Annotated in this window: 20 protein-coding genes; 13 read left to right on the forward strand and 7 right to left on the reverse strand. The window is 73.2% G+C overall.

Translation table 11 applies throughout. The features are described from left to right. Window positions 1-55: 55 nt before the first annotated feature. The 7 genes from FHX78_RS19245 to FHX78_RS19275 are packed head-to-tail and all read left to right on the forward strand — an operon-like array spanning window position 56 to window position 8,224. Window positions 56-1,654 (forward strand): acyl-CoA carboxylase subunit beta, encoded by a 1,599-nt coding sequence (locus tag FHX78_RS19245; protein WP_145868658.1) that lies wholly within the window; start codon window positions 56-58, stop codon window positions 1,652-1,654. Between the two features lie 5 nt (window positions 1,655-1,659). Next, window positions 1,660-3,501: an acetyl/propionyl/methylcrotonyl-CoA carboxylase subunit alpha gene (locus tag FHX78_RS19250; RefSeq protein WP_145868659.1), complete on the forward strand. Its 1,842-nt coding sequence runs from the start codon at window positions 1,660-1,662 to the stop codon at window positions 3,499-3,501. A 52-nt stretch (window positions 3,502-3,553) separates the two neighbouring features. Next, window positions 3,554-4,723 (forward strand): acyl-CoA dehydrogenase family protein, encoded by a 1,170-nt coding sequence (locus tag FHX78_RS19255; protein ID WP_145868660.1) that lies wholly within the window; start codon window positions 3,554-3,556, stop codon window positions 4,721-4,723. A gap of 26 nt (window positions 4,724-4,749) precedes the next feature. Beyond that, window positions 4,750-6,330, forward strand: coding sequence for a 4-coumarate--CoA ligase family protein (locus FHX78_RS19260; RefSeq protein WP_145868661.1), 1,581 nt, complete (start codon window positions 4,750-4,752; stop codon window positions 6,328-6,330). Continuing rightward, window positions 6,327-7,061: an enoyl-CoA hydratase family protein gene (locus tag FHX78_RS19265; protein WP_145868662.1), complete on the forward strand. Its 735-nt coding sequence runs from the start codon at window positions 6,327-6,329 to the stop codon at window positions 7,059-7,061. The genes FHX78_RS19260 and FHX78_RS19265 overlap by 4 nt, the downstream gene beginning before the upstream one ends. Further along, window positions 7,049-7,663, forward strand: a complete 615-nt coding sequence (locus FHX78_RS19270) for a TetR/AcrR family transcriptional regulator (protein WP_189908544.1) — start codon at window positions 7,049-7,051, stop codon at window positions 7,661-7,663. The genes FHX78_RS19265 and FHX78_RS19270 overlap by 13 nt, the downstream gene beginning before the upstream one ends. A 3-nt stretch (window positions 7,664-7,666) precedes the next feature. Next, window positions 7,667-8,224 carry a hypothetical protein gene (locus FHX78_RS19275; protein ID WP_145868664.1) on the forward strand — a complete coding sequence of 186 codons (558 nt, stop codon included), beginning with the start codon at window positions 7,667-7,669 and terminating at the stop codon, window positions 8,222-8,224. Window positions 8,225-8,236: 12 nt separating this feature from the next. Here the strand turns inward: FHX78_RS19275 and FHX78_RS36845 are convergent, their stop codons facing one another. After that, window positions 8,237-8,395 carry a hypothetical protein gene (locus tag FHX78_RS36845; RefSeq protein ID WP_167531801.1) on the reverse strand — a complete coding sequence of 53 codons (159 nt, stop codon included), beginning with the start codon at window positions 8,393-8,395 and terminating at the stop codon, window positions 8,237-8,239. After that, a complete protein-coding gene (gene pdxH / locus FHX78_RS19280) occupies window positions 8,392-9,078 on the reverse strand; it encodes a pyridoxamine 5'-phosphate oxidase (RefSeq protein ID WP_189908543.1) in 687 nt (228 codons plus the stop codon). The genes FHX78_RS36845 and pdxH overlap by 4 nt, the downstream gene beginning before the upstream one ends. A gap of 270 nt (window positions 9,079-9,348) precedes the next feature. On the opposite strand from pdxH, the gene FHX78_RS19285 reads away from it, so the two are divergent. After that, window positions 9,349-10,449: a citrate synthase 2 gene (locus tag FHX78_RS19285; RefSeq protein WP_145868666.1), complete on the forward strand. Its 1,101-nt coding sequence runs from the start codon at window positions 9,349-9,351 to the stop codon at window positions 10,447-10,449. Between the two features lie 313 nt (window positions 10,450-10,762). Here FHX78_RS19285 and FHX78_RS19290 read toward each other — a convergent pair whose 3' ends face one another. Beyond that, entirely contained in the window at window positions 10,763-12,205 is a 1,443-nt protein-coding gene (locus tag FHX78_RS19290) for an NCS2 family permease (RefSeq protein WP_145868667.1), read from the reverse strand. 269 nt (window positions 12,206-12,474) lie between these two features. On the opposite strand from FHX78_RS19290, the gene FHX78_RS19295 reads away from it, so the two are divergent. Next, the gene (locus tag FHX78_RS19295) at window positions 12,475-13,149 is read left to right on the forward strand and encodes a helix-turn-helix domain-containing protein (RefSeq protein WP_145868668.1); all 675 of its coding nucleotides are present in this window, start codon (window positions 12,475-12,477) and stop codon (window positions 13,147-13,149) included. A gap of 287 nt (window positions 13,150-13,436) precedes the next feature. After that, window positions 13,437-14,849: a PAS domain-containing protein gene (locus FHX78_RS19300; RefSeq protein WP_145868669.1), complete on the forward strand. Its 1,413-nt coding sequence runs from the start codon at window positions 13,437-13,439 to the stop codon at window positions 14,847-14,849. A gap of 9 nt (window positions 14,850-14,858) precedes the next feature. Here the strand turns inward: FHX78_RS19300 and FHX78_RS19305 are convergent, their stop codons facing one another. Next, the gene (locus FHX78_RS19305; protein ID WP_145868670.1) at window positions 14,859-15,614 is read right to left on the reverse strand and encodes an SIS domain-containing protein; all 756 of its coding nucleotides are present in this window, start codon (window positions 15,612-15,614) and stop codon (window positions 14,859-14,861) included. Window positions 15,615-15,843: 229 nt separating this feature from the next. On the opposite strand from FHX78_RS19305, the gene FHX78_RS19310 reads away from it, so the two are divergent. Together FHX78_RS19310 and FHX78_RS19315 are read left to right on the forward strand one after the other, a co-directional pair. Next, entirely contained in the window at window positions 15,844-16,536 is a 693-nt protein-coding gene (locus FHX78_RS19310) for an iron-dependent transcriptional repressor DtxR (protein ID WP_145868671.1), read from the forward strand. Window positions 16,537-16,987: 451 nt separating this feature from the next. Then, window positions 16,988-17,857, forward strand: coding sequence for an alpha/beta fold hydrolase (locus FHX78_RS19315; RefSeq protein ID WP_145868672.1), 870 nt, complete (start codon window positions 16,988-16,990; stop codon window positions 17,855-17,857). A 188-nt stretch (window positions 17,858-18,045) separates the two neighbouring features. Here FHX78_RS19315 and FHX78_RS19320 read toward each other — a convergent pair whose 3' ends face one another. From FHX78_RS19320 to FHX78_RS19330, 3 genes are all read right to left on the reverse strand, one after another. Then, the gene (locus FHX78_RS19320; RefSeq protein ID WP_145868673.1) at window positions 18,046-19,638 is read right to left on the reverse strand and encodes a transporter; all 1,593 of its coding nucleotides are present in this window, start codon (window positions 19,636-19,638) and stop codon (window positions 18,046-18,048) included. Then, a complete protein-coding gene (locus tag FHX78_RS19325; RefSeq protein ID WP_145868674.1) occupies window positions 19,635-20,411 on the reverse strand; it encodes an ABC transporter ATP-binding protein in 777 nt (258 codons plus the stop codon). Before FHX78_RS19325 ends, FHX78_RS19320 begins: the two co-directional genes overlap by 4 nt. Window positions 20,412-20,664: 253 nt before the next feature. Then, on the reverse strand, window positions 20,665-21,327 hold the full coding sequence (locus tag FHX78_RS19330) for a bifunctional DNA primase/polymerase (protein WP_145868675.1): 663 nt from the start codon (window positions 21,325-21,327) through the stop codon (window positions 20,665-20,667). Between the two features lie 306 nt (window positions 21,328-21,633). Between FHX78_RS19330 and FHX78_RS19335 the strand changes: the two genes are divergently transcribed. Continuing rightward, complete coding sequence (locus FHX78_RS19335; protein ID WP_145868676.1) at window positions 21,634-23,019, forward strand: NsdA family TPR-like regulatory protein; 1,386 nt, start codon at window positions 21,634-21,636, stop codon at window positions 23,017-23,019. The last annotated feature ends 151 nt before the right edge of the window (window positions 23,020-23,170 follow it).

Consider the following 23,170-nt stretch of genomic DNA (forward strand, 5'->3'; position numbering starts at 1 on the left):
CCTCGACGCCTCGGAGGCCCGCTGTGACAGTCCCAGACACCCCGGAGGCCCCGCTGTGACGGTCCTCGGCTCCGCCCTCGACACGACCGGCCCCGACTACCGCGAGCACCGCGAGGCGATGCTCGACAAGCTCGCCGCACTCGACGCCGAGCACGCCAAGGCCCTCGCGGGCGGCGGCGAGAAGTACGTCGAACGGCACCGCCGGCGCGGCAAGCTGCTCGCCCGCGAGCGCATCGAACTGCTCCTCGACCCGGACACGCCGTTCCTGGAACTGTCCCCGCTGGCGGCCTGGGGGAGCGAGTACGCGGTCGGCGCCTCGCTCGTCACCGGGATCGGTGTCGTCGAGGGCGTGGAGTGCCTGATCACCGCCAACGACCCGACCGTGCGCGGCGGTGCCAGCAACCCGTGGAGCCTGCGCAAGGCCCTGCGCGCCCACGAGATCGCGCGTGCCAACCGGCTGCCCGTGATCAGCCTGGTGGAGTCCGGCGGGGCCGACCTGCCCTCGCAGAAGGAGATCTTCATCCCGGGCGGCGCGATCTTCCGGGACCTGACCCGGCTGTCGGCGGCCGGCATCCCGACGATCGCCGTCGTCTTCGGCAACTCCACCGCCGGGGGCGCGTACATCCCCGGCATGTCCGACCACGTGATCATGGTCAAGGAGCGGGCGAAGGTGTTCCTCGGCGGCCCGCCGCTGGTGAAGATGGCCACCGGCGAGGAGAGCGACGACGAGTCGCTGGGCGGCGCCGCGATGCACGCGCGCGTGTCGGGCCTCGCCGACCACTTCGCCGTCGACGAGCCGGACGCGCTCCGCCAGGCCCGCCGCGTCGTCGCCCGCCTCAACCACCGCAAGGCGTACGGCGATCCGGGACCGGCGGCACCCCCCAAGTACGACGAGGACGAGCTGCTGGGCATCGTCCCGGGCGACCTGAAGATCCCCTTCGACCCGCGCGAGGTCATCGCGCGGATCGTCGACGCCTCCGACTACGACGAGTTCAAACCGCTGTACGGAACCAGCCTGACCACCGGCTGGGCCACCCTCCACGGTTGTCCCGTCGGCATCCTCGCCAACGCCCAAGGGGTCCTGTTCAGCGAGGAGTCCCAGAAGGCGGCCCAGTTCATCCAGCTCGCCAACCAGCGCGACATCCCGCTGCTGTTCCTGCACAACACCACCGGCTACATGGTCGGCACGGAGTACGAGCAGGGCGGCATCATCAAGCACGGCGCGATGATGATCAACGCGGTCAGCAACTCGAAGGTGCCCCACCTGTCCGTGCTCATGGGCGCGTCCTACGGCGCCGGGCACTACGGCATGTGCGGACGCGCCTACGACCCGCGGTTCCTGTTCGCCTGGCCCGGCGCCAAGTCCGCCGTCATGGGCCCGCAGCAGCTCGCCGGCGTGCTGTCCATCGTCGCCCGGCAGTCGGCGGCGGCGAAGGGACAGCCGTACGACGACGAGGCGGACGCGGCGCTGCGCGCCATGGTGGAGCAGCAGATCGAGTCCGAGTCGCTGCCGATGTTCCTGTCCGGGCGGCTGTACGACGACGGCGTCATCGACCCGCGCGACACCCGCACCGTCCTCGGCCTGTGCCTGTCGGCCATCCGCACCGCGCCCTACGAGGGCGCGCGCGGTGGCTTCGGCGTCTTCCGGATGTGAGGCTGATGATCGATTCCGTACTGATCGCGAACCGGGGCGAGATCGCCTGCCGTGTCGCCCGCACCTGCCGCGAGCTGGGCATCCGGACGGTCGCCGTGCACGCGGACGCCGACGAGGGGGCCCTGCACGTGCGCGTGGCCGACACGGCGGTACGGCTGCCGGGGTCGGCGCCCGCCGACACCTATCTGCGCGGCGACCTGATCGTGAAGGCGGCCCTCGCGGCCGGCGCGGACGCCGTGCACCCCGGCTACGGATTCCTCTCCGAGAACGCCGGCTTCGCGCGCGCCGTCCGTGACGCGGGCCTGGTGTGGATCGGGCCGCCGCCGGAGGCGATCGAGGCGATGGCGTCCAAGACGCGCGCCAAGGAGCTGATGGGCATCGCGCCCCTGGGCGAGGTCACCGAGGCCGACCTGCCGGTGCTGGTGAAGGCGGCGGCGGGCGGCGGCGGGCGCGGGATGCGCGTCGTACGGCGGCTCGCGGACCTGGACGGCGAACGGGCCGCCGCCCGCGCGGAGGCCGCCAGCGCCTTCGGCGACGGCGAGGTGTTCGTCGAGCCCTATGTGGAGGGCGGACGCCATGTGGAGGTGCAGATCCTCGCCGACACGCACGGCACGGTGTGGGCGCTCGGCACCCGCGACTGCTCCCTCCAACGCCGCCACCAGAAGGTGATCGAGGAGGCCCCGGCGCCCGGCCTGTCCGGGCGGCTCACCGGCGAACTGCACGACCTCGCCGTACGGGCCGCCCGCGCGGTCGGCTACGTCGGCGCCGGAACCGTGGAGTTCCTCGTCGCCGGGGAGCGGGCGCACTTCCTGGAGATGAACACCCGCCTCCAGGTGGAACACCCCGTCACGGAGGCCGTGTTCGGCGTCGATCTCGTCGCCGAGCAGATCCGCGTCGCCGAGGGGCACGCGCTGGACGACGATCCCCCGCGCGCGCGGGGGCACGCCGTCGAGGCGCGCCTGTACGCCGAGGACCCCGCCCGCGGCTGGGCCCCGCAGACCGGCCGCCTGCACCGCCTCGCCGTCCCCGGCGGCGTCCGCCTGGACACCGGCTACACCGACGGCGACGACATCGGCGTCCACTACGACCCCCTGCTCGCCAAGGCCGTCGCCCACGCGCCCACCCGCGCGGAGGCGGTCCGCAAGCTGGCCTCCGCCCTGGAACGCGCGGCGATCCACGGCCCGGCCACCAACCGGGACCTCCTCGTCCGCTCGCTGCGGCACAAGGAGTTCGCGGAGGGCCGCATGGACACCGGCTTCTACGACCGCCACCTCGACGCCCTCACCGAGCCGGCCCCGGACCCGTACGCCCCGCTGGCCGCCGCCCTCGCCGGCGCCCACGGCCGCTCCCGCTTCGGCGGCTGGCGCAACCTGCCGTCGCTGCCGCAGACCAAGCGCTACGAACTGGCGGGGGAGGAGCACGAGGTGCGCTACCGGCACACACGGGACGGCCTCGCGGCCGACGGCGTGCGGGTCGTCCACGCCGACGCCGGGCTGGTGGTCCTCGACGTGGACGGCGTACGGCGCCGCTTCGAGGTCAGCCGGTACGGCGACCGCGTGTACGTGGGCGCCACCGCCCTCACCGCCCTGCCCCGCTTCCCCGACCCCGCCGCCCAGCACGCCCCGGGCTCCCTGCTGGCCCCGATGCCCGGCACGGTCGTCCGCATCGCGGAGGGGCTGGCCGAGGGCGCCCGCGTGGAGGCCGGACAGCCCCTCCTGTGGCTGGAGGCGATGAAGATGCAGCACAGGATCACCGCCCCGGCGACGGGCACCCTCAGCGCCCTGCACGCCGTGACGGGACAGCAGGTGGAGCCGGGCACGGTGCTGGCGGTGGTGCGGCCCGCCTGAGGACGCCGGAACCGCGCGAGCAGCCCACACGACCAGCAGTCGAAGGAGTCGCATGAGCACCCTCATCGAGTCGGAGGACCACCGGGCCCTGCGCGCAGCGGTCGCCGCGTTCGCGAACGGCCACCCCCGCACCCCCGGCACCGACAACACCCAGTTCTGGCGGGAGGCCGCCAAGCTGGGCTACATCGGCGTCAACCTGCCGGAGGCCTACGGCGGCGGGGGCGCCGGCATCACCGAACTCTGCCTCGTCCTGGAGGAGATGGGCGCCGCCGGCAACCCCCTCCTGATGATGATCGTCTCCCCGGCGATCTGCGGCACCGTCCTCTCCCGCTTCGGCACCGAGGCGCAGAAGCGGGAGTGGCTGCCCGCCATGGCCGACGGCAGCCGCCTGATGGCCTTCGGCATCACCGAACCCGACGCCGGCTCCAACTCCCACCGCATCACCACCACGGCCCGCAGGGACGGCACCGACTGGCTCCTCACCGGCCGCAAGGTGTTCGTCTCCGGCGTCGACATCGCCGACGCCACCCTCGTCGTCGGCCGTACGGAGGACGCCCGCACCGGACGCCTCAAGCCCTGCCTGTTCATCGTCCCGCGCGACACCCCCGGCTTCCGGCGCCGGCAGATCGACATGGAACTCAACGCCGTGGAGAAACAGTTCGAGCTGACCCTCGACGACGTACGGCTGCCCGCCGACGCGCTCGTCGGCGGGGGCACCTCCCACGCCTCGGGCAGCGGGGGAGAGGACACGGGTCTGCTCCAGTTGTTCGCCGGACTCAACCCCGAGCGCATCATGACCGCCGCGTTCGCGATCGGCATGGGCCGCTTCGCCCTGTCCCGCGCCGTCGCGTACGCGCGGGAACGCACCGTATGGAGCACGCCCATCGGCGCCCACCAGGCGATCGCCCACCCGCTCGCCCAGGCGCACATCGACCTCGAACTCGCCCGCCTGATGATGCAGAAGGCCGCCCACCTGTACGACGCCGGGGACGACACGGGCGCGGGCGAGGCCGCCAACATGGCCAAGTACGCCGCCGCCGAGGCCTGTGTGAAGGCGGTCGACCAGGCCGTGCACACCCTCGGCGGGAACGGCCTCACGCGCGAGTTCGGGCTCGCCTCGCTGATCACGGCCGCGCGCGTGTCCCGTATCGCGCCGGTGAGCCGGGAGATGATCCTCAACTACGTCTCCCACCAGACCCTGGGCCTGCCCAAGTCGTACTAGGCCGCCGCGCCCGTCCTGGAGGAACCATGTTCCGCAGCGAGTACGCAGACGTAGAGCCCGTCGAACTCCCCATCCACGACGCCGTACTGGGCCGGGCCGCCGAGTTCGGCGGCACCCCGGCGCTGATCGACGGCACCGACGGCACCACCCTCACGTACGAGCAGGTCGACCGGTTCCACCGGCGCGTCGCCGCCGGCCTGGCCGAGGCCGGTGTGCGCAAGGGGGACGTGCTCGCCCTGCACAGCCCCAACACGATCGCCTTCCCGACCGCCTTCTACGCGGCCACCCGCGCGGGCGCCTCCGTCACCACCGTGCACCCGCTGGCCACCGCCGAGGAGTTCGCCAAGCAGCTGAAGGACTGCGCGGCCCGCTGGATCGTCACCGTGTCGCCGCTGCTGGACACCGCGCGCAGGGCCGCCGGACTGGCCGGCGGGGTCCGGGAGATCCTCGTCTGCGACAGCGCGCCCGGACACCGCTCCCTGATCGACATGCTGGCCTCCACCGCCCCCGAACCGGCGGTCGGCATCGACCCGGTGGAGGACGTCGCCGTCCTGCCGTACTCCTCGGGCACCACGGGCACCCCCAAGGGCGTGATGCTCACCCACCGGCAGATCGCCACCAACCTCGCCCAGCTCCAGCCGCTGATCACCACCGGTCCGGGCGACCGGATCCTCGCCGTACTGCCCTTCTTTCACATCTACGGGCTGACCGCCCTGATGAACGCGCCCCTGCGGCAGGGCGCCACCGTCGTCGTCCTGCCCCGCTTCGACCTGGAGACGTTCCTCGCGGCCGTCCAGAACCACCGCATCACCGGCCTGTACGTGGCCCCGCCGATCGTGCTGGCCCTCGCCAAGCACCCGCTGGTCGCCCAGTACGACCTCAGCTCCCTGAAGCACGTCGTCAGCGCCGCCGCGCCCCTGGACGCGGCCCTCGCCGCCGCCTGCTCCCGGCGGCTCGGACTGCCGCCCGTCGGACAGGCCTACGGCATGACGGAACTCTCGCCCGGCACCCACGTCGTCCCCCTGGACGCCATGCGGGAGGCGCCGCCGGGCACCGTCGGCAAGCTCATCGCCGGCACCGAGATGCGCATCGTCTCCCTCGACGACCCCGGCAGGGACCTCGGCCCCGGCGAGTCCGGCGAGATCCTCATCCGCGGCCCCCAGGTGATGAAGGGCTACCTCGGGCGTCCCGACGCCACCACCGCGATGATCGACCCGGACGGCTGGCTGCACACCGGGGACGTGGGGCACGTCGACGAGCACGGCTGGCTGTTCGTCGTCGACCGCGTCAAGGAACTCATCAAGTACAAGGGCTTCCAGGTCGCCCCCGCCGAACTGGAGGCGCTGCTCCTCACCCACCCCGGCATCGCCGACGCCGCCGTCGTCGGCGTCTACGACGAGGACGGCAACGAGGTCCCGCACGCCCACGTCGTCCGGCAGCCGTCCGCCCCGCAGCCGACCGAGGGCGAGGTCATGATGTACGTCGCCGAACGCGTCGCCCCCTACAAGCGGGTCCGGCGCGTCACCTTCGTCGACGCCGTCCCGCGCGCCGCCTCCGGCAAGATCCTGCGCCGTGAACTCCGCGCGGCGCACAAGGAGCCCTCGTGACCCTGATCGGCCGCACCCGCGAACGGGGCGTGGAGACGCTCACCCTCGACGCCCCGGAACGCCGCAACGCCCTGTCCGCGGCGCTCGTCGGCGAACTGGCCGGCGCGCTGGCCGACGCGGGCGCGGACACCGGCGTCCGCGCGGTGGTCCTCACCCACACCGGCACCACCTTCAGCGCGGGCGCCGACCTGCGCGACCCGCCCGCGCCACAGGCCCTCGTCGGCCTGTTGCGGCAGATCGTCGAGTTGCCCCGGCCGGTCGTCGCGCGGGTCACCGGGCACGTCCGCGCGGGCGGCATCGGGCTGGTCGCCGCCTGCGACATCGCCGTCGCCTCCCGCGCGGCGACGTTCGCCTTCACCGAGGTCCGCATCGGGGTCGCCCCGGCCGTCGTCTCCCTGCCGCTGGTGCACCGCACCGACCCGCGCGCCCTGGCCCGCTACTTCCTCACCGGGGAGCGCCTGGACGCCGCCGAGGCCGCCCGCACCGGCCTGCTCACCGCGGCCGGCGACGACGTGGACGACGTCCTCGCGCCCGTCCTGGACGGCCTGCGCAGAGCCGCGCCCGAAGCCCTGGCCGAGACGAAGCGGCTGCTCACGGCTAGGGTGCTGGAGACCTTCGACCGGGACGCGGCCGGCCTGACCGCGCTCTCGGCCCGCCTCTTCGCCTCCGCCCCCGCGCGCGAGGGAATGACGGCCTTCCTCGAACGACGGGATCCGGAATGGGTGGTGTGAGCACGGCCGACCGTGCCGAACGAGTCCCCAAGCAGGACCGCAGCCGGGCCACCCGGCAGCGGCTCCTGGAGGCCGCCGTGGCCTGCCTCGCCGAACACGGCTGGGCGGGCTCCACGGTCTCCGTCGTCGCCGAACGCGCGGGCGTCTCCCGGGGAGCCGCCCAGCACCACTTCCCGACCCGCGAGGACCTGTTCACGGCCGCCGTCGAGTACGTCGCCGAGGAACGCTCCACCGCCCTGCGCGCCCTGTTCCCCGAGGGCGCCCGGGCCGACGACCGCCGCGCGGTGATCGCCGCACTGGTCGACCTCTACACCGGCCCGCTCTTCCGCGCCGCCCTGCACCTGTGGGTGGCCGCCTCCAACGAGGAGCAACTGCGGCCGCGCGTGACCGAACTGGAGTCACGCGTCGGCCGCGAGACCCACCGCATCGCCGTCGACCTGCTCGGCGCCGACGAGTCCCGCCCCGGCGTCCGCGAGACCGTCCAGGGCCTCCTCGACATGGCCCGCGGCCTCGGTCTCGCCAACCTCCTCACGGACGACGGGGCCCGCCGGGAGCGGGTGGTGGCGCAGTGGGCGGCGCTGCTGGACGAGGCGCTGGGCTGACCCATGGGCGACCGGTTCCAGGTGATCGTCGACCTCGACGCGGACGAGGCGGACGCCGCCCGGCTCGCCCGGCGGGTGGTGGAACGGCTCGTGGCGGAGGGCGTCGTCCTCGCCGAACGCGCGAAATGCGTCCCCGGACAGCCCCTGGGGCATCCGCCGGGCCCGCACTGGGAGCGTGCGGTGACCGACGACTGGGACCTCGAGCCCTGGGACGGACTCGCCGTCCACACCCGCCGCACCGGCTTCACCAGCGGCGCGGACATGCCCGGCGCGGCCCTCTGTCCGCGCTGCGGAGCCTCCACCCCCTTGGGGGACGAGACCTGGCAGCGCTTCGGCACCGCCATGCGGACGTGGTACGACACCGGCACCGCGACCGTCGACTGCCCCGCCTGCGCGACCTCCGTCGCCGTTCCGGACTGGGCCTGGGACGAGGCCCCGCTCGCCTTCGGCTGCCTGGGCTTCGAGTTCTGGAACTGGCCCGACCTCACCGACGCCTTCCGCGCCGGGCTGGCCGAGCTGCTCGACGGTCACCGCACCACGTACGTCTGGGGCAAGCTGTGAGAACCCGCGCGATCACGCCCGCTCGCGGGCCTCGCGCACCGCGCGGAGGACGTCGGCGACGTCGTCCGCCGTGACATCTCCGCGCGCGGCGAGGGCGCGGGCCTCGACCGCCGCCTCGGCCGGCGACAGCGCCGCCTCCTCGTCCCGTCCGCGGGAGTCCCGCCCGTTCACGGGCTCAGCCTCTCCACCCGCCAGCCCCCGCCCGCCCCGGCGACGTACCGCAGGCGGTCGTGCAGCCGGTTCTCCCTGCCCTGCCAGAACTCCACCGCGCGCGGGACCACCCGGAAGCCGCCCCAGTGGGGCGGTACCGGCACCTGCTCGTGCTCCGGGTAGCGGGCCGCCAGGTCGGCGTAGGACGCGTCGAGCTCCGCGCGGCCGGCGATCACCGATGACTGGCCGCTGGCCCACGCGCCCAGCTGGGAGCCGTGCGGCCGGGTGCGGAAGTAGGCGGCCGTCTCGTCGCGGCCGGTGCGGCGCGCGGTCCCGGTGACGATGACCTGCCGGGCCATCGGATGCCAGGGGAACAGCAGCGAGACGTGCGGGTTCTCGGCCAGGTCCCGGCCCTTGCGGGAGTCGTAGTTGGTGTAGAAGACGAAACCGTCGTCGTCGAAGTGCTTCAGCAGCACCGTGCGGGAGCTGGGCCGGCCCGCCGCGTCCGCCGTCGAGACGATCATGGCGTTCGGCTCGAACAGGCCGCCGTCCGTCGCGGCCTGCCGGAACCAGCGCGCGAACTGCTCGACGGGGGTGGCGGCCAGATCGGTCTCGGAGAGCCCCTCGCTCCGGTACTGCTTGCGCATCGAGGCGAGATCCATGGGGGCGGCGTCGCGGTCGGTCACGCCGTCATCCTGCCGCATGCGCCCGGCGCCCGGGGAAACGGTGCCCTTCCTCATGCGATGGCACTGAGTGCCGCGAACCCTCCCCAAAGCCGGCACCCGGGGATATCGTGCTGGCACTGATCCGGTTGGGTGACCGCCAGCCGGGCATCACAGGGATGACGTCCAGACCGCGAGTCCCGCACACCGACCGCGGATCCACCGGACGCGCCCGCATCGCACCGACCTGAGCGGCACATGGTCGTCCCACCCACAACACCATCGCTCACCCACCTCACGAGGAGCCGCCTGATGTCCGACTTCGTACCCGGGCTCGAAGGAGTCGTCGCGTTCGAGACGGAGATCGCCGAACCCGACAAGGAGGGCGGCGCCCTGCGGTACCGGGGCGTCGACATCGAGGACCTGGTCGGTCACGTGTCCTTCGGCAACGTCTGGGGGCTGCTCGTCGACGGGGCGTTCAACCCCGGACTGCCGCCCGCCGAGCCGTTCCCGATCCCCGTGCACTCCGGCGACATCCGCGTCGACGTGCAGTCCGCGCTGGCCATGCTGGCCCCCGTGTGGGGCCTGAAACCGCTGCTCGACATCGACGCCGGGCAGGCCCGCGACGACCTCGCCCGCGCCGCCGTCATGGCCCTGTCGTACGTCGCCCAGTCCGCGCGCGGCCAGGGCCGGCCCATGGTGCCGCAGCGCGAGATCGACAAGGCGGAGTCCGTCGTCGAGCGGTTCATGATCCGCTGGCGCGGCGAGCCCGACCCGCGGCACGTCGCCGCCGTCGACGCGTACTGGACGTCGGCCGCCGAGCACGGCATGAACGCCTCCACGTTCACCGCGCGGGTCATCGCCTCGACCGGCGCGGACGTCGCGGCGGCCCTCTCGGGCGCCGTCGGCGCCATGTCCGGCCCGCTGCACGGCGGCGCGCCCTCGCGCGTGCTGGGCATGATCGAGGAGATCGAGCGCACCGGGGACGCCGAGGCGTACGTCAAACAGGCCCTCGACCGGGGCGAACGGCTGATGGGCTTCGGCCACCGCGTCTACCGCGCGGAGGACCCCCGCGCCCGCGTGCTGCGCCGCACGGCCCGTGAGCTGGGCGCCCCGCGCTTCGAGGTCGCCGAGGCGCTGGAGAAGGCCGCGCTGGCGGAACTGCACGCCCGCCGCCCCGACCGGGTCCTCGCCACCAACGTCGAGTTCTGGGCCGCCATCGTGCTGGACTTCGCCGAGGTCCCGGCCCACATGTTCACCTCGATGTTCACCTGCGCCCGTACGGCGGGCTGGTCGGCGCACATCCTGGAGCAGAAGCGCACCGGCCGCCTGGTCCGGCCCTCGGCGCGCTACATCGGCCCCGGCAGCCGCGACCCGCGCGAGATCGGGGGGTACGCGGACATCGCCCACTGAGCACGGGCCCCCGGAAACGCAGGCGACCCGCGAGTCTGGTTCCTCCCTGGGGAGGAGCCGGCCGGACGTTACCGGCGACTCGCGGGTCGGGTGACTGCGTTGGGTTAGGCCGGCTGCGTGTCTCTCGCACACGCTGGCCCGGCGCCGAACCGAGTACGACGGCGGGCCACTAGCCCGCAGCCACCTCTTCCGTCCGGTGTGCATACATCTGCCGAACCACCTCCTTTCCGAAGTACCGCCACCCTAGGAAGCGTTTCTCCTCGGATCAACCGCTTTTTTCCTCACGGCATCGGCCGGAGACGGTCCGCCCAGGTCAGATGCCCAGAAGTTGCTTCACCGGCTCGATGGCGAAGTAGGCCAGGAACAGCGCGGCGGTGCCCCAGAGCAGCCAGTGCACCTCACGCGCCTTGCCCAGGCACGCCTTGATGACCACGTAGGCGATGAAACCCGCGCCGATGCCGTTGCTGATGGAGTAGGTGAACGGCATGACGACGATGGTCAGGAACGCCGGGACGGCGAGCTCGTAGCGGTTCCAGTCGATGTGCCTGACCTGCGTCATCATCAGGAAGCCCACCGCGATGAGGGCGGGGGAGGCGGCCTGCATCGGCACGATGGTCAGCACCGGGGTGAAGAAGAGGGCGAGCGCGAACAGGCCGCCGGTGACGAGGTTGGCGAAGCCGGTCCTGGCGCCCTCGCCGACACCGGCCGCGGACTCGATGTAGGTGGTGGCCGACGAGGCCGAACTCGCGCCGCCCGCGACGGCCGCCGCGCTGTCGATGAGCAGGACCCGGCCCAGACCGGGGACCTGCCCGCGCTCGTCGAGCAGTCCGGCCTCGGCGGTGACGCCGACGACCGTGCCCATGGTGTCGAAGAAGTCGGACAGGATCAGCGTGAAGATCAGCAGGACGACGGTGAGCACGCTGATCTGCCCGAACGAGCCCAGCAGGTCGAACTGGCCCAGGAGCCCGAAGTCGGGCGCGGCGACGGGCTTGTCCGGCAGCTCGGGCGCGGTCAGGCCCCAGGACTTGACGTCGGCCAGCTCGTTGATGACGACGGCGAGGACGGTCATCGCCACGATGCTGATGAGGATGGCGCCGCGCACCTTGCGGGCCATGAGGACGACCGTCAGCAGCACGCCGAGGCAGAACACGAGCATGGGCCAGCCGGTGAGGCTGCCGGTGCCGAGCTGGACGGGCACGGTGGTGTTGGCCGCGTCGGGGATGCGCGTGACGAACCCGGAGTCCACGAAGCCGATGAACGCGATGAACATGCCGATGCCGACGCTGATGGCCTGCTTGAGCGGTTGCGGGATGGCGTGCATGACGGCCTCGCGCAGACCGGTCAGCACCAGCACGCAGATCAGCAGACCCTCGAGCACGACGAGCCCCATCGCGTCGTCCCAGCTCATCAGGGGAGCGATCTGGAAGGCGACGACGGCGTTCAGACCCAGGCCCGCTGCCAGGGCGAGCGGCAGATTGCCTGCCACACCCATGATGAGCGTCATCACGGCCGCCACCAGCGTCGTGGCGGTCGCCAGCTGGGCCGGATCGAGCTTGTCACCGAACTTGTCCTCGGTGCTGCCGAGGATGATCGGGTTCAGCACGAGGATGTACGCCATCGTGAAGAACGTCGCGAATCCACCGCGTATCTCACGGCCGTACGTCGATCCGCGTTCACTGATGCGGAAGAACCGGTCGAGGGCGCCGTCGCCCCTGGGGGGTGCGGGGTCGGCCTGGCCGGTCGTCATGGTCTTCATCGGGGAATCTCCTGGGCGTGCGCGGGGGACGAATGCACGACGGTGCCGCCGGGGAACGCGGCAGTCGGTATGCGGTCACACCTGCGGCAGCCTGCGAGCGGATCCTACGGAGCGGGGCCACGACGTCAACACCTCTGCAGGAAACGGAAGTTGCGAGCGCAATGATCTCCGTTGCTTCCTACAGAATCGGCGGCGACCTTCCCGCCATAACGGGATGCAGGCGACAGTGGCCGTGGTGTTCACCCTGCGTCGCTCCCTACTCTCGCACCGTGCATCCTCCACTCCCCTTCAGCGCACGCGCCGCCCGCATCCTGCGCGAGAAGGTCGGGATGGCCCCCGGCCACGTCGCCTACGGCATGCGCGCCTCCTACGGAATGACCCACGTCACCCCCGACCACATCACCGCCTGGGAACGCGGCCTCGCCGTCCCCGACGCCCACGAACTCACCGCCCTGGCCGGTGCCCTGTGGTGCGCGCCCCGCGACCTCATGGGGGCCCCGCGCACCCTGCGGGAGCACCGCATCGCGCGCGGGGTCGCCCCCGAGGACGTCGCCCGCGCGACCGGTCTCACCCTGCGCGCCTACCTCGCCATGGAGGAGACCGGCCGCTGGACCGGCGGCCGGCGCGAGTCGGCCCTCCTCGGAGCCGTCCTCGGGCTCCCGCCACGGGCCCTGCTCTCCATCACCGGCGGCGAGGAGGAGCTGGCCCGGCTGCTCACCGAGGCCGTCTCCACCCGCTGGCAGGCCCACATCCGCGACATCGCCGACCTGCTCTCCCTGGAGCGCCGCGAGCTGAAGAGCACGCTGCGCGCCCTGCACGACGAGTACCAGACGCTCATGGCGGCCACCCTCAGCCGGGCCGGCGGCGCCGCGTCCGGCGAGAACGGGCGGCGCTACCTCGACGAGATCGTCCACCACTTCTGGACCCGGTTCGAGAACCGCTGAACCGGCCGGAGACCGCGGGCCGCCGCCCACCGGGACGGCGGCCGGTTCGCCGACGCGAGGGGCCCGTCGAGGGCGCGCGGTGTGTTCCGCCGCTGCGGGACCGGCCCCCGGGGGGACGCCCGGGGCGGCGCCTTTTGCCTCGTGGGCGGGCAGATCGGACGACGTCGCGCAACGATTCGCTCAATCTTGTGGGAACTCGATGTGCGCTGAGTCACGTTCAAGTTGAATGATTGCAAGTGAGCGAACCGTCGTGCCGTACGTGCGGACGCAGCCTGCAGGGGGTCCAGGTGAGTGCTTCCCGGCGTAAGGGGACCACCGACGAGCTGGGGCCGGACGAGCCCGAGCCCGCGCGGGAGGGTTCGGACGGCTCCGATCTGCTCGCCGCGCTGCTGGACGGCATGGACGCCGCCCTGTGCGCGCTCGACGCGGACGGGGTCGTGACGCACTGGAACCGCGAGGCGGAGCGGATCCTCGGGTGGACCGCGGCCGAGGCGGTGGGCCGGCGCGGGTTCGCCGGGTGGGCCGTGCGCAGCGCGGACGCCGAGGAGGTCGAGGCGCGGCTGATGTCGGCCATGGACGCGCCGGGCCGGCAGGTGAACGAGTTCGCGCTGCTGACGAAGGACGGCGGCCGGGTGCTGGTGCGCACCCAGTCCGCCGCCGTGCGCGGGCCGGACGGGAAGCCGGCGGGGGTGTACTGCGCGTTCAGCGAGGTGCACGCGCAGATCGACCTGGAGCGGTCGATCGCGCTGAGTGAGGCACTGCTGGAGGACGCGAGCTGGGGCGTCGTCCTGGTCGACGCCGATCTGCGGCCCGCGGTGGTGAACGCGCACGCCGCGCGGGCGCTCGGCGCGGGCCGGACGTCCGTACTGGGGCGTCCGCTGGGGGATCTGCTGGCGCAGGGCGTGGAGGAACTGGAGAGCGCGCTCACCCATGTCCTCGCGGAGGGCGCGCCGCCCGCGCCCGCCGAGCTGTGGGTGAGTGTGCGCACGCCGGAGGGCGAACGGCGCAGGTGCTGGCGCAGCGGCTTCGTGCGGCTGGCCTCCCCGCTCGCGGAGGAGCCGGTTCCGCTCGGGGTCGGCTGGATGTTCCAGGACGTGACCGACGCCCGGCAGGGCGAGCAGGAGGCGTCGCTGCTGCGCTTCCGCGCGCAGCAGCTGCACCGCGCGGCGCGCGCGGCCGCGGAGTGCGAGGACCCGGCGGAGGCGGCGACGGTCCACCTGGACTTCGCGCTCGCCGGGTTCGCCGACCACGCGCTGATCGACCGCGTGGCCGACCCCGCCGCGAGCGCGGAGGCGGAGGGGGCCGCGCGGGCGCGGCTGGTGCGGATCGCCGCCACCCCCTCCGGCGGCGCCCCGGGGCCCAGCCGGCTCGCCGGGCAGGCGGGGCTGCCGGTGCGGTACGGCGAGGGGCACCCGGCGCTGCAGAGCGTGGAGCGCTCCGGGACGGTGCGGGCGAGCGCGGGGTCCGTGGGCGCCGAGCGGGCCCGAGCCTGGGCGGTGTCCCGGCAGTGGCCGGCGGACACGGTGCACGCCCTGTGCACGGTGCTGCGCAGCCGGGGCCGCACGCTCGGTGCCGTGACGTTTCTGCGCGGCGCGGGCCGCACGGCGTTCGAACGCGCGGACACCATGTACGCGGAGGACGTCGCCGCCCACATCGCCACGGCCCTGGACCTGTCCGCCCTCCTCGGCCCCGGGGACTGACCGCGCGTCTCAGTGCTGGTAGAAGATCCGGTCGGCGTACTGCTCCAGGACGCGGGCGTTCCACTCGGTGCCGCCGTCCACGTTGCCCGAGCGCAGGAGCGGGGGCTCGATGCCCCGGTCGGCGAGGGCGGCGGCGGCGGTGGCCACGACGGCCTGGAGGAGCGCGGAGGTGACGACCGTGGACGCGGGCGCGAAGGGCGCGGGCACGGTGTCGAGCGTCAGCTCCGCGTCCCCGACCGCGATCCCCGAGTCCAGGACGACATCGCAGTGGTCCTTCAGGAACGTCCCGGAGGAGTGCCGCGAGGTGGTCTGCGCCGCGTACGCCACCGAGGTCACGCCGATGACCTTCACGCCCAGCTCGCGGGCCTTCATGGCCATCTCCACGGGCAGCGCGTTGCGCCCGGACAGGGAGACGATCACCAGCGTGTCGCCCGCGCGGAGGGGCGAGGAGTCCAGGACGACGCTCGCGAGCCCGTCGACGCGCTCCAGCGCGGACCCCAGGGTGGCCGGCATGACGTCGACGCCGACCATGCCCGGGACGGTGAGCAGGTTCATCAGGGCGAGCCCGCCCGCGCGGTAGACGACGTCCTGCGCGGCGAGCGAGGAGTGCCCGGCGCCGAAGGCGAACAGACGGCCGCCGCCCTCGACCGTGTCGGCGAGCAGCGTGCCCGCCGCCGCGACGGACCCCGCCTCCTCGTCGCGGATCCGCCGCAGCAGGCCGATCGCGGCGTCGAGGAACTGACCGGCGGGCGTGCGGTCGCTCATGCGGCGTCCCTTCGGGCTGGAAGTGTTGCGGATCACCGTGCGGTCTGGACCAGTGCCGTGTCAACACGGCGCCCTGCGGGGCGGTTTCCCCGCGGCGCGTTTCCTCGTTTCCACGGCGCGGCCCGGTTGTCGGCCACATGCGTCAGAATTGAGTCCTGGGCCAGCGCACGCGCCGGTGAGCCGTCCAGCCTCCGGCAGAGCCATCCGCAGATCTCATCGAGGGGCATGTATGTCCGGACTGATCGACACCACGGAGATGTATCTCCGCACCATCCTCGAGCTGGAGGAGGAAGGTGTGGTCCCCATGCGCGCCCGGATCGCCGAGCGGCTCGACCAGAGCGGGCCCACGGTCAGCCAGACGGTGGCGCGGATGGAGCGCGACGGCCTGGTGTCCGTCGCCTCCGACCGGCACCTGGAGCTCACGGAGGAGGGCCGCCGGCTGGCCACCCGCGTGATGCGCAAGCACCGCCTCGCCGAGTGTCTGCTGGTCGACGTGATCGGCCTGGAGTGGGAGCAGGTCCACGCCGAGGCGTGCCGCTGGGAGCACGTGATGAGCGAGGCCGTGGAGCGCCGTGTGCTGGAGCTGCTGCGGCACCCGACCGAGTCGCCGTACGGCAACCCGATCCCGGGCCTGGAGGAGCTGGGCGAGAAGGACGGCGCCGACCCGTTCCTGGACGAGGGCATGGTCTCGCTGGCCGATCTCGACCCGGGCGCCGAGGGCAAGACGGTCGTGGTGCGCCGGATCGGCGAGCCGATCCAGACGGACGCGCAGCTGATGTACACGCTGCGCCGGGCCGGTGTGCAGCCCGGCTCGGTGGTGAGCGTGACGGAGTCGGCGGGCGGGGTGCTGGTGGGCAGCAGCGGCGAGGCCGCCGAGCTGGAGTCGGACGTGGCCTCCCACGTCTTCGTCGCCAAGCCCTGACCGCCGGTGCGAACGCGCCGATTCCAAGATCCAGTCCGTCGAATGGCAGCGCTCGCCGGGTTCGCGTGCGACGCTGTCGCGTGAGGCATATGACCTGAGGGGTTCTTGGCCGGACCCGACAGCGATGTCACCCGGCCGGGGAGGGGCGGGACGATGTGCCGTGACCACGTGAGGAGCCCCGGCGCCGCACGGCGCCGGGGCCTGTCCTCCCCTGTGCTGACCCGGAGCCCCGAGCTCTCAGGGTCATTCCCCTCGGACCGGTTTCCCCGAGCGGTCCGCCTCCCGTTGAAGATCTCCCCCGAGACGCGGCCGTCAATCCCCGCGGCAGGTCACTCGAACGAGGGGTGTTGCCGGGCGAGAAGCCGTTTTCGAATGCGCATTCGATAATCTGCAGGCAGAAACAACAGCAGGTCCAGTACAACGGGCAGCGAGCTTGGGGGGTGCCAGGCACATGGCGCGACGCATCGACGTGACCGGGGCGGACGGCGTACGGCTCGCCGCCTGGGAGTTCGGCGACCCGCCCAAGGACGGGGCCGACCCGGAGGCGCGGAACACCCCGGGCGTGCTGTTACTCCACGGCCTGATGGGCCGCGCCTCGCACTGGGCGTCCACCGCCCGCCGGCTCTCCGCGCGCTACCGCGCGGTCGCCCTGGACCAGCGCGGCCACGGCCGCAGCGACAAGCCCCCGCAGGCCTCCTTCACCCGTGACGCCTACGTCGACGACGCCGAGGCCGCCCTGGAACAGCTCGGCCTCGGCCCCACCGTCCTCATCGGCCACGCCATGGGCGCGCTGACCGCCTGGCAGCTGGCCGCCAAGCGGCCCGACCTGGTCCGCGGACTGGTCGTCTGCGACATGCGGGCCTCCGCCCTGGGAGCGGCGTCGCAGCGTGTGTGGGCCGAGTGGTTCAAGGCCTGGCCGGTCCCGTTCGCCACGCTCGCCGACGTCCGCAAGTGGTTCGGGGAGGACGACCCCTGGGTGGAGCGGCCCAACCCGGCGCGCGGCGAGTTCTACGCCGAGGTGATGGCCGAGTCCCCCGACGGCTGGCGTCCGGTGTTCGACACCGACCAGATGCTCCGCTCCCGCGAGACATGGGTGTACGACGCGCACTGGGAGGAGCTGGCCCAGGTGCGCTGCCCCGCCCTGGTGGTCCGCGGCCTCGACGGCGAGCTGGGCCGCGCGGAGGCCCAGGAGATGGTGCGTGTCCTGCCCCGCGGCCAGTACGCGGAAGTGGCCGACGCCGGCCACCTCGTCCACTACGACCAGCCGGAAACCTGGCTCTCCGCCATCGAACCCTTCCTGGAATCCCTCGACGAGGACTGACCCGCCCCCCAGCGAGCACCGGCCGGCCCTGGAGCGTACGACTGCCCCCTCCGCGCCGCCGGCCGGCGCGTCCACACCCCCGCTTCTCGACCGACCGATTCCGCGCCGGACCGAGGACGGACACCCCCGCGCCACCACGGCCCGCAGGCGCCCCCTACGGACCCCAGGGCCCCAGGGCCCCAGCCCTCTCAACCCTTGCTGACCGCCGTGAGAATCTCCGGCAGCCGCCGCACCGTCAGCGGCGCCGCCAGCCGCAGCCCCACCAGCGCCAGCCCCGCGCCGTACACCGTGCCCCCCGGCAGCAGCAGCCACAGCAGCCCGTGCCCCGCCTCGCTCACGTTCAGCCAGACCGTGAGCGCGATGACCGGCGCGCACAGCACCGCCGCCGCGACCATGCCACCGAAGATCGAGATCCAGGCCAGCCCGGTCTGCCCCGGGGCCACGTTCTTGTACCCCTCCTGCGGGATGGAGTACGGAAAGCGGGCCGACGTCCACGCACCCGTCGCGAGCATCGCGCCGAGCAGCGCGAAGGACAGCCCCAGCGCCTCCGGCAGCCGCGCCCAGTCCCCCAGCATCGCCGTCGTCAGCACGGTGACCAGCGCGGCGTACGGCAGGGTGACCAGCAGCAGTGCCAGCGCGCGGGCGCGCAGCTCGACGTACGCGTCCCGGGTCGAGGAGATCGTCATCGCGACCATCCAGAACGCGGAGGTGTCCTGCCCGAACTGGTTGTACATCTGGATGCCGAGCATCCCGGCGGCGAAGCAGGCGAAGTAGACCGAGCCGGTGCCCTGCCAGGCGTTGAACACCGGCACGATCAGCCCGACCGCCAGCGAGGTCACCCACGCGGCCTTCGTCTTGGGGTCGCGCCAGACGTAGCGCAGGGTGCGCTCCATGACCGTGCCGGTACGGCCCGGGGGCAGCAGCCGGGCGAGCCCGCCCGCCCCGCGCTCACGGACCCGGGAGTCCTGGGCCTGGAGGGTGGAGCCGTCCGGCGAGGTCATCAACCGGGTCAGCGACCGCGACCACAGCACCAGCAGCCCCGCCAACGCCGCGCCGCTCAGCGCGAGTTGCGCGGCGGCGACGCCGTACGACCCCTCGCCCGCCGAGTGCACCGCGCCGAGCGCCGACGCAGGCGGCAGCCACCGCACCACCCGCGCCGCCGGGTCCAGCTGCTCCAGACCGGACGAACCGAGCCGCTGCGCGCCGAAGTTGACCACCTGCGCGCCGACCGCGATCACCAGTCCGCTGAGCACCGCGAGGTCCCGCCCCTTGCGGCTGGTGAGCAGCCGTACGTTGGCGGTGGCGACCGCCCGCGCGAGCGCCACGCACACCAGCAGCGCCAGCGGGACGGCGAGCACGCCCACCGCGAACGCCGCCCCTCCGTGCGCGACGGCGATCACCGAACCGGTGAGCAGACACAGCGTGAACAGCGGCCCGATGCCGACCAGCGAGCCCACGAGCAGGGCCCGCACCAGCGGCCTCGGCCGCAGCGGCAGCATCACCAGCCGCGTCGGGTCGAGCGTCTCGTCGCCGCCGGGGAAGAACAGCGGCATCACCGCCCAGCCCAGCCCCAGTACCGCCACGAGGAGCACCACCAGCGACTCGACGTGGTCGAAGCCGCGCAGCGCGACCAGCCCGATCAGCTGGAGCGCGGCGAACAGCAGCACCACGACCGCCGAGGCGATGTACGCCGCCCGGCGGCCGCCCGACTGCCGCAGCCCGTTGCGCAGCAGGGACAGCTTCAGCCGGACGACGACCGGGGTGATCGCGGGGGCGCTCACCGGGAGCCCCCGCCGAGCCAGTCCAGGTCCGAGCCGGTGTCGCGGCCGTCCGCGCCGACGAGTTCCAGGAACGCCCGTTGCAGCGAGGGCGCGTCGCCGCGCACCTCGGCGAGCGGGCCGTGGGCGCGGATCCGGCCCGCGGCCATCACCGCCACCCAGTCGCACAGCGACTCGACGAGCTCCATGACGTGGGAGGAGAACACGACCGTGGCGCCGGACGCCGTGTACCGCTCCAGGACGCCCCGGATGGTCTGAGCGGAGACGGGGTCGACCCCCTCGAACGGCTCGTCGAGGAAGAGGACTTCGGGGTTGTGCAGCAGGGCGGCGGCCAGGCCGATCTTCTTGCGCATGCCGGTCGAGTAGTCGACGACGAGCTTGTGCTGGGCGCCGGCCAGGTCGAGGACGTCGAGCAGCTGGGTGGCCCGCTTGTCGACCTCGGCGCCGGGCAGCCCGCGCAACCGGCCCGTGTAGGCGAGCAGTTCACGGCCCGACAGCCGCTCGAACAGCCGCAGCCCCTCCGGCAGCACCCCGATCCGGGCCTTGACCTCGACCGGGTCCCGCCACACGTCGTGCCCGGCGATCTCGACCGTGCCCTGATCGGGCCGCAGCAGCCCGGTCACCATGGACAACGTGGTGGTCTTCCCGGCCCCGTTGGGCCCGACCAGTCCGATGAACCGTCCCGCGGGCAGCTCCAGGTCCACCCCGCCCACGGCGACCTGCTGCCCGAACCGCTTCCAGAGCCCCCGCACCCGTACGGCCACAGTCCCCACGATGTCTCCCTCCGGTCAGCACGAAGCCTACGGCGGGAGGGCGGGCCTCCAGGGGCCGTGTGACCGAGCCGCACGGGCCCCGCGTCCGGCCCCGCGACGGGGACGGCGCGAGAACCGCACCGGGGACCCCGCAGGACCACGCAGGATCACGCGGGACCACACAGCACCATGCACGACCGAGGCAGGACCCCGCCGGACCCCGCAGCAACCACCCACGGACCGTACGGGGCCGGCCCTCGCAGAAACCGACGGCCCCCTACCGCTCCCTCCCGCACGCGTACGCCAACGGCGAGATCAACTCCTCCGAGTCCGGCAGCCACCGGTTCGCCGCCGTCGGCCGGCAGGCCCACTGCACGGCCCCGCGCGACCCGAACCGCGTGGGCGGCGCGGCGACGTACTCGCCCTCGCCGCGCACGGTCAGGTCGAGCGACGACAGCGTCCACCCGAGCCTGCGCACCAGATCCGGCACCTTCGCCGCGGCCCCGGGCAGCACGAAGAACTCCATGCGCCGGTCCGGCGTCAGCGTCACCGGCCCCAGCGTCAGCTCCATCCGCTCCATCCGGGCGAGCGCCAGGAACCCGGCCGTCTCCGGGACGGAGATCGCGTCGAACGTCAGGCCGGTGGGCAGCAGGATGGAGGCGGTCGGCCGCTTCTGCCACATCCGGCGGGCGACGGTGGCGCTGCCGGTCGCCTCGGACTCCCAGTCCGGGCGGGCCGGGTGCGCGCCGGGAGCCGGACACGCGGCGTCACCGCAGGAGCAGCGGTGCACTCCGTCGACGGCCTCCAGCCAGGTGCCCGGGAACACGTCCCAGTGCCGCTCCTCGGCGTAGCGCACTGCGGCGTCCAGCAGCGATTCCCCGCGCTGCTTCGGGATCTGTACGGCGTCGGTGCCCACGATCGTCTCTTCCACGATGAACACAACTACGGCCGTCACCAGGGGTTACGCACGCGCGCATGCGCGGGGGAGGAGCACCGGTTCCGTGTTCGGGGCGCATGGGTGCATCCACGGGGGCGCGCGGGAGGATCCGCATCCGCTGGTGGGTAACCACGAGGGGGGCCGGCATCAGCCGTTACCCCGGCAATCCTCACATGCTTCGCATTGTCGGCACTTGGGCGGGGCATTGATCTTCACGGCCGGTTCTTCTCGCCGGGACGTGAGAAGTACGGCCGCGGAAGAACGTCAACCCGGTGCGTGGGCAGGCACCGCAGCCTCAGGGGGTACGCCATGGCCGCAAGGCCTCTCGTCGCGCGGCAGCCGAACGAACGGCTGCAGGCGCTCATCCAGGAAGCCGGATGCTCCAACGCCGGACTGGCCCGCAGGGTCAACATGTGCGGCGCGGAGCACGGCCTCGACCTGCGCTACGACAAGACGTCGGTGGCCCGTTGGCTGCGCGGGCAGCAGCCGCGGGGCCGGGCGCCGGCGATCATCGCGGAGGCGCTGGGCCGCAAGCTGGGCCGTACGGTCACGATCGACGAGATCGGGATGGCCAACGGCAAGAACCTCGCCTCGGGGGTCGGCCTCCAGTTCTCGCCGACGGTGCTGGGGGCCATCGAGCAGGTCTGCGAGCTGTGGCGCAGCGACGTGGGCCGGCGGGACTTCCTGTCCGGATCCTCCGTCGCCGCCTCCGCGCTGGTGGAGCCGAGCCGTGACTGGCTGATCTCCGCCCCCGACGGGCAGGTGGCCCGCTCCGCCGGGCCGCGCGTGGGACAGTCCGACGTGGCGGCCGTGCGGTCGATGACGCAGGCGCTGGTGGACCTGGACCACCAGTACGGCAGCGGGCACGTCCGCCCGGTCGTGGTGCACTACCTCAACAGCGTGGTCTCGGGGCTGCTGGCGGGGTCGTACCGGGAGGCGGTGGGGCGCGACCTGTTCGCGGCGGTCGCGCGGCTGACCGAACTCGCCGGGTACATGGCCGTCGACACCGGGCAGCCGGGCCTCGCCCAGCGCTACTACATCCAGGCGCTGCGGCTGGCGCAGGCGGCCGGGGACCGCGGCTACGGCGGGTACGTGCTCGCCGCCTCCATGAGCCACCTGGCCGCGCAGCTCGGAAACCCGCGGGAGATCGCGCAGTTGGCGCGGGCGGCGCAGGAGGGCGCGCGGGGCCGGGTGACGCCCCGCGCGCAGGCGATGTTCCACGCGGCGGAGGCGCGCGGGCACGCGCTGATGGGGGACGCGTTCGCCGCGCAGACGGCGGCCGGGCGCGCGGTGAACGCGATGGAGGGGGCCGATCCGGCGGCCGGTGACGACCCGGCGTGGATCGCCCACTTCGACGAGGCGTACCTGGCCGACGAGTTGGCGCACTGCCACCGCGACCTCGGCCAGGCGGAGGCCGCCGCGCGCTGCGCCCGGGACGCCCTGGACAGGCATCCGCCGGCGCGGGCGCGGCGGCGGGCCATCGGCTACGTGCTGCTGGCCACCGCACAAGTGCAGCAACGTGAAATCGAGCAGGCCTGCAGTACGGGCCTCAAAGCGGTGGAACTGCTCGACGGACTGCGCTCCAACCGGGGCGCCGAGTACCTGGAGGACCTCCAGCAGCGCCTGGAGCCGTACCGGGAGGAGTCGGTGGTCAGGGAGTTCGGGGCGCGGATGGAGCTCCAGACGGCCGCCTGACGGCCGGGGGATGACGTGACGGTGTGGAGGAGGTGAAGCAAGCGGCGTGCGGTGACCCGGTTTTGTTACCGCGCTCACAGGGCAGGAGGTCGGGTTCTGTGCTGCGTGGCACCGGGCTCCGGGGACCCGGTAGCGTGAGCCGACGATTCAC

Origin of the sequence: Streptomyces capillispiralis (genome assembly GCF_007829875.1) — a bacterium.
In the GTDB taxonomy this organism is placed as follows: domain Bacteria; phylum Actinomycetota; class Actinomycetes; order Streptomycetales; family Streptomycetaceae; genus Streptomyces; species Streptomyces capillispiralis.

Coding starts and splice junctions, on each gene's coding strand:
- FHX78_RS19250 (WP_145868659.1), top strand. CDS start 1,660: ATGATCGATTCCGTACTGATCGCGAACCGGGGCGAGATCGCCTGCCGT.
- FHX78_RS19255 (WP_145868660.1), top strand. CDS start 3,554: ATGAGCACCCTCATCGAGTCGGAGGACCACCGGGCCCTGCGCGCAGCG.
- FHX78_RS19260 (WP_145868661.1), top strand. CDS start 4,750: ATGTTCCGCAGCGAGTACGCAGACGTAGAGCCCGTCGAACTCCCCATC.
- FHX78_RS19270 (WP_189908544.1), top strand. CDS start 7,049: ATGGGTGGTGTGAGCACGGCCGACCGTGCCGAACGAGTCCCCAAGCAG.
- FHX78_RS19275 (WP_145868664.1), top strand. CDS start 7,667: ATGGGCGACCGGTTCCAGGTGATCGTCGACCTCGACGCGGACGAGGCG.
- pdxH (WP_189908543.1), bottom strand. CDS start 9,078: ATGCGGCAGGATGACGGCGTGACCGACCGCGACGCCGCCCCCATGGAT.
- FHX78_RS19285 (WP_145868666.1), top strand. CDS start 9,349: ATGTCCGACTTCGTACCCGGGCTCGAAGGAGTCGTCGCGTTCGAGACG.
- FHX78_RS19290 (WP_145868667.1), bottom strand. CDS start 12,205: ATGAAGACCATGACGACCGGCCAGGCCGACCCCGCACCCCCCAGGGGC.
- FHX78_RS19305 (WP_145868670.1), bottom strand. CDS start 15,614: ATGAGCGACCGCACGCCCGCCGGTCAGTTCCTCGACGCCGCGATCGGC.
- FHX78_RS19310 (WP_145868671.1), top strand. CDS start 15,844: ATGTCCGGACTGATCGACACCACGGAGATGTATCTCCGCACCATCCTC.
- FHX78_RS19315 (WP_145868672.1), top strand. CDS start 16,988: ATGGCGCGACGCATCGACGTGACCGGGGCGGACGGCGTACGGCTCGCC.
- FHX78_RS19335 (WP_145868676.1), top strand. CDS start 21,634: ATGGCCGCAAGGCCTCTCGTCGCGCGGCAGCCGAACGAACGGCTGCAG.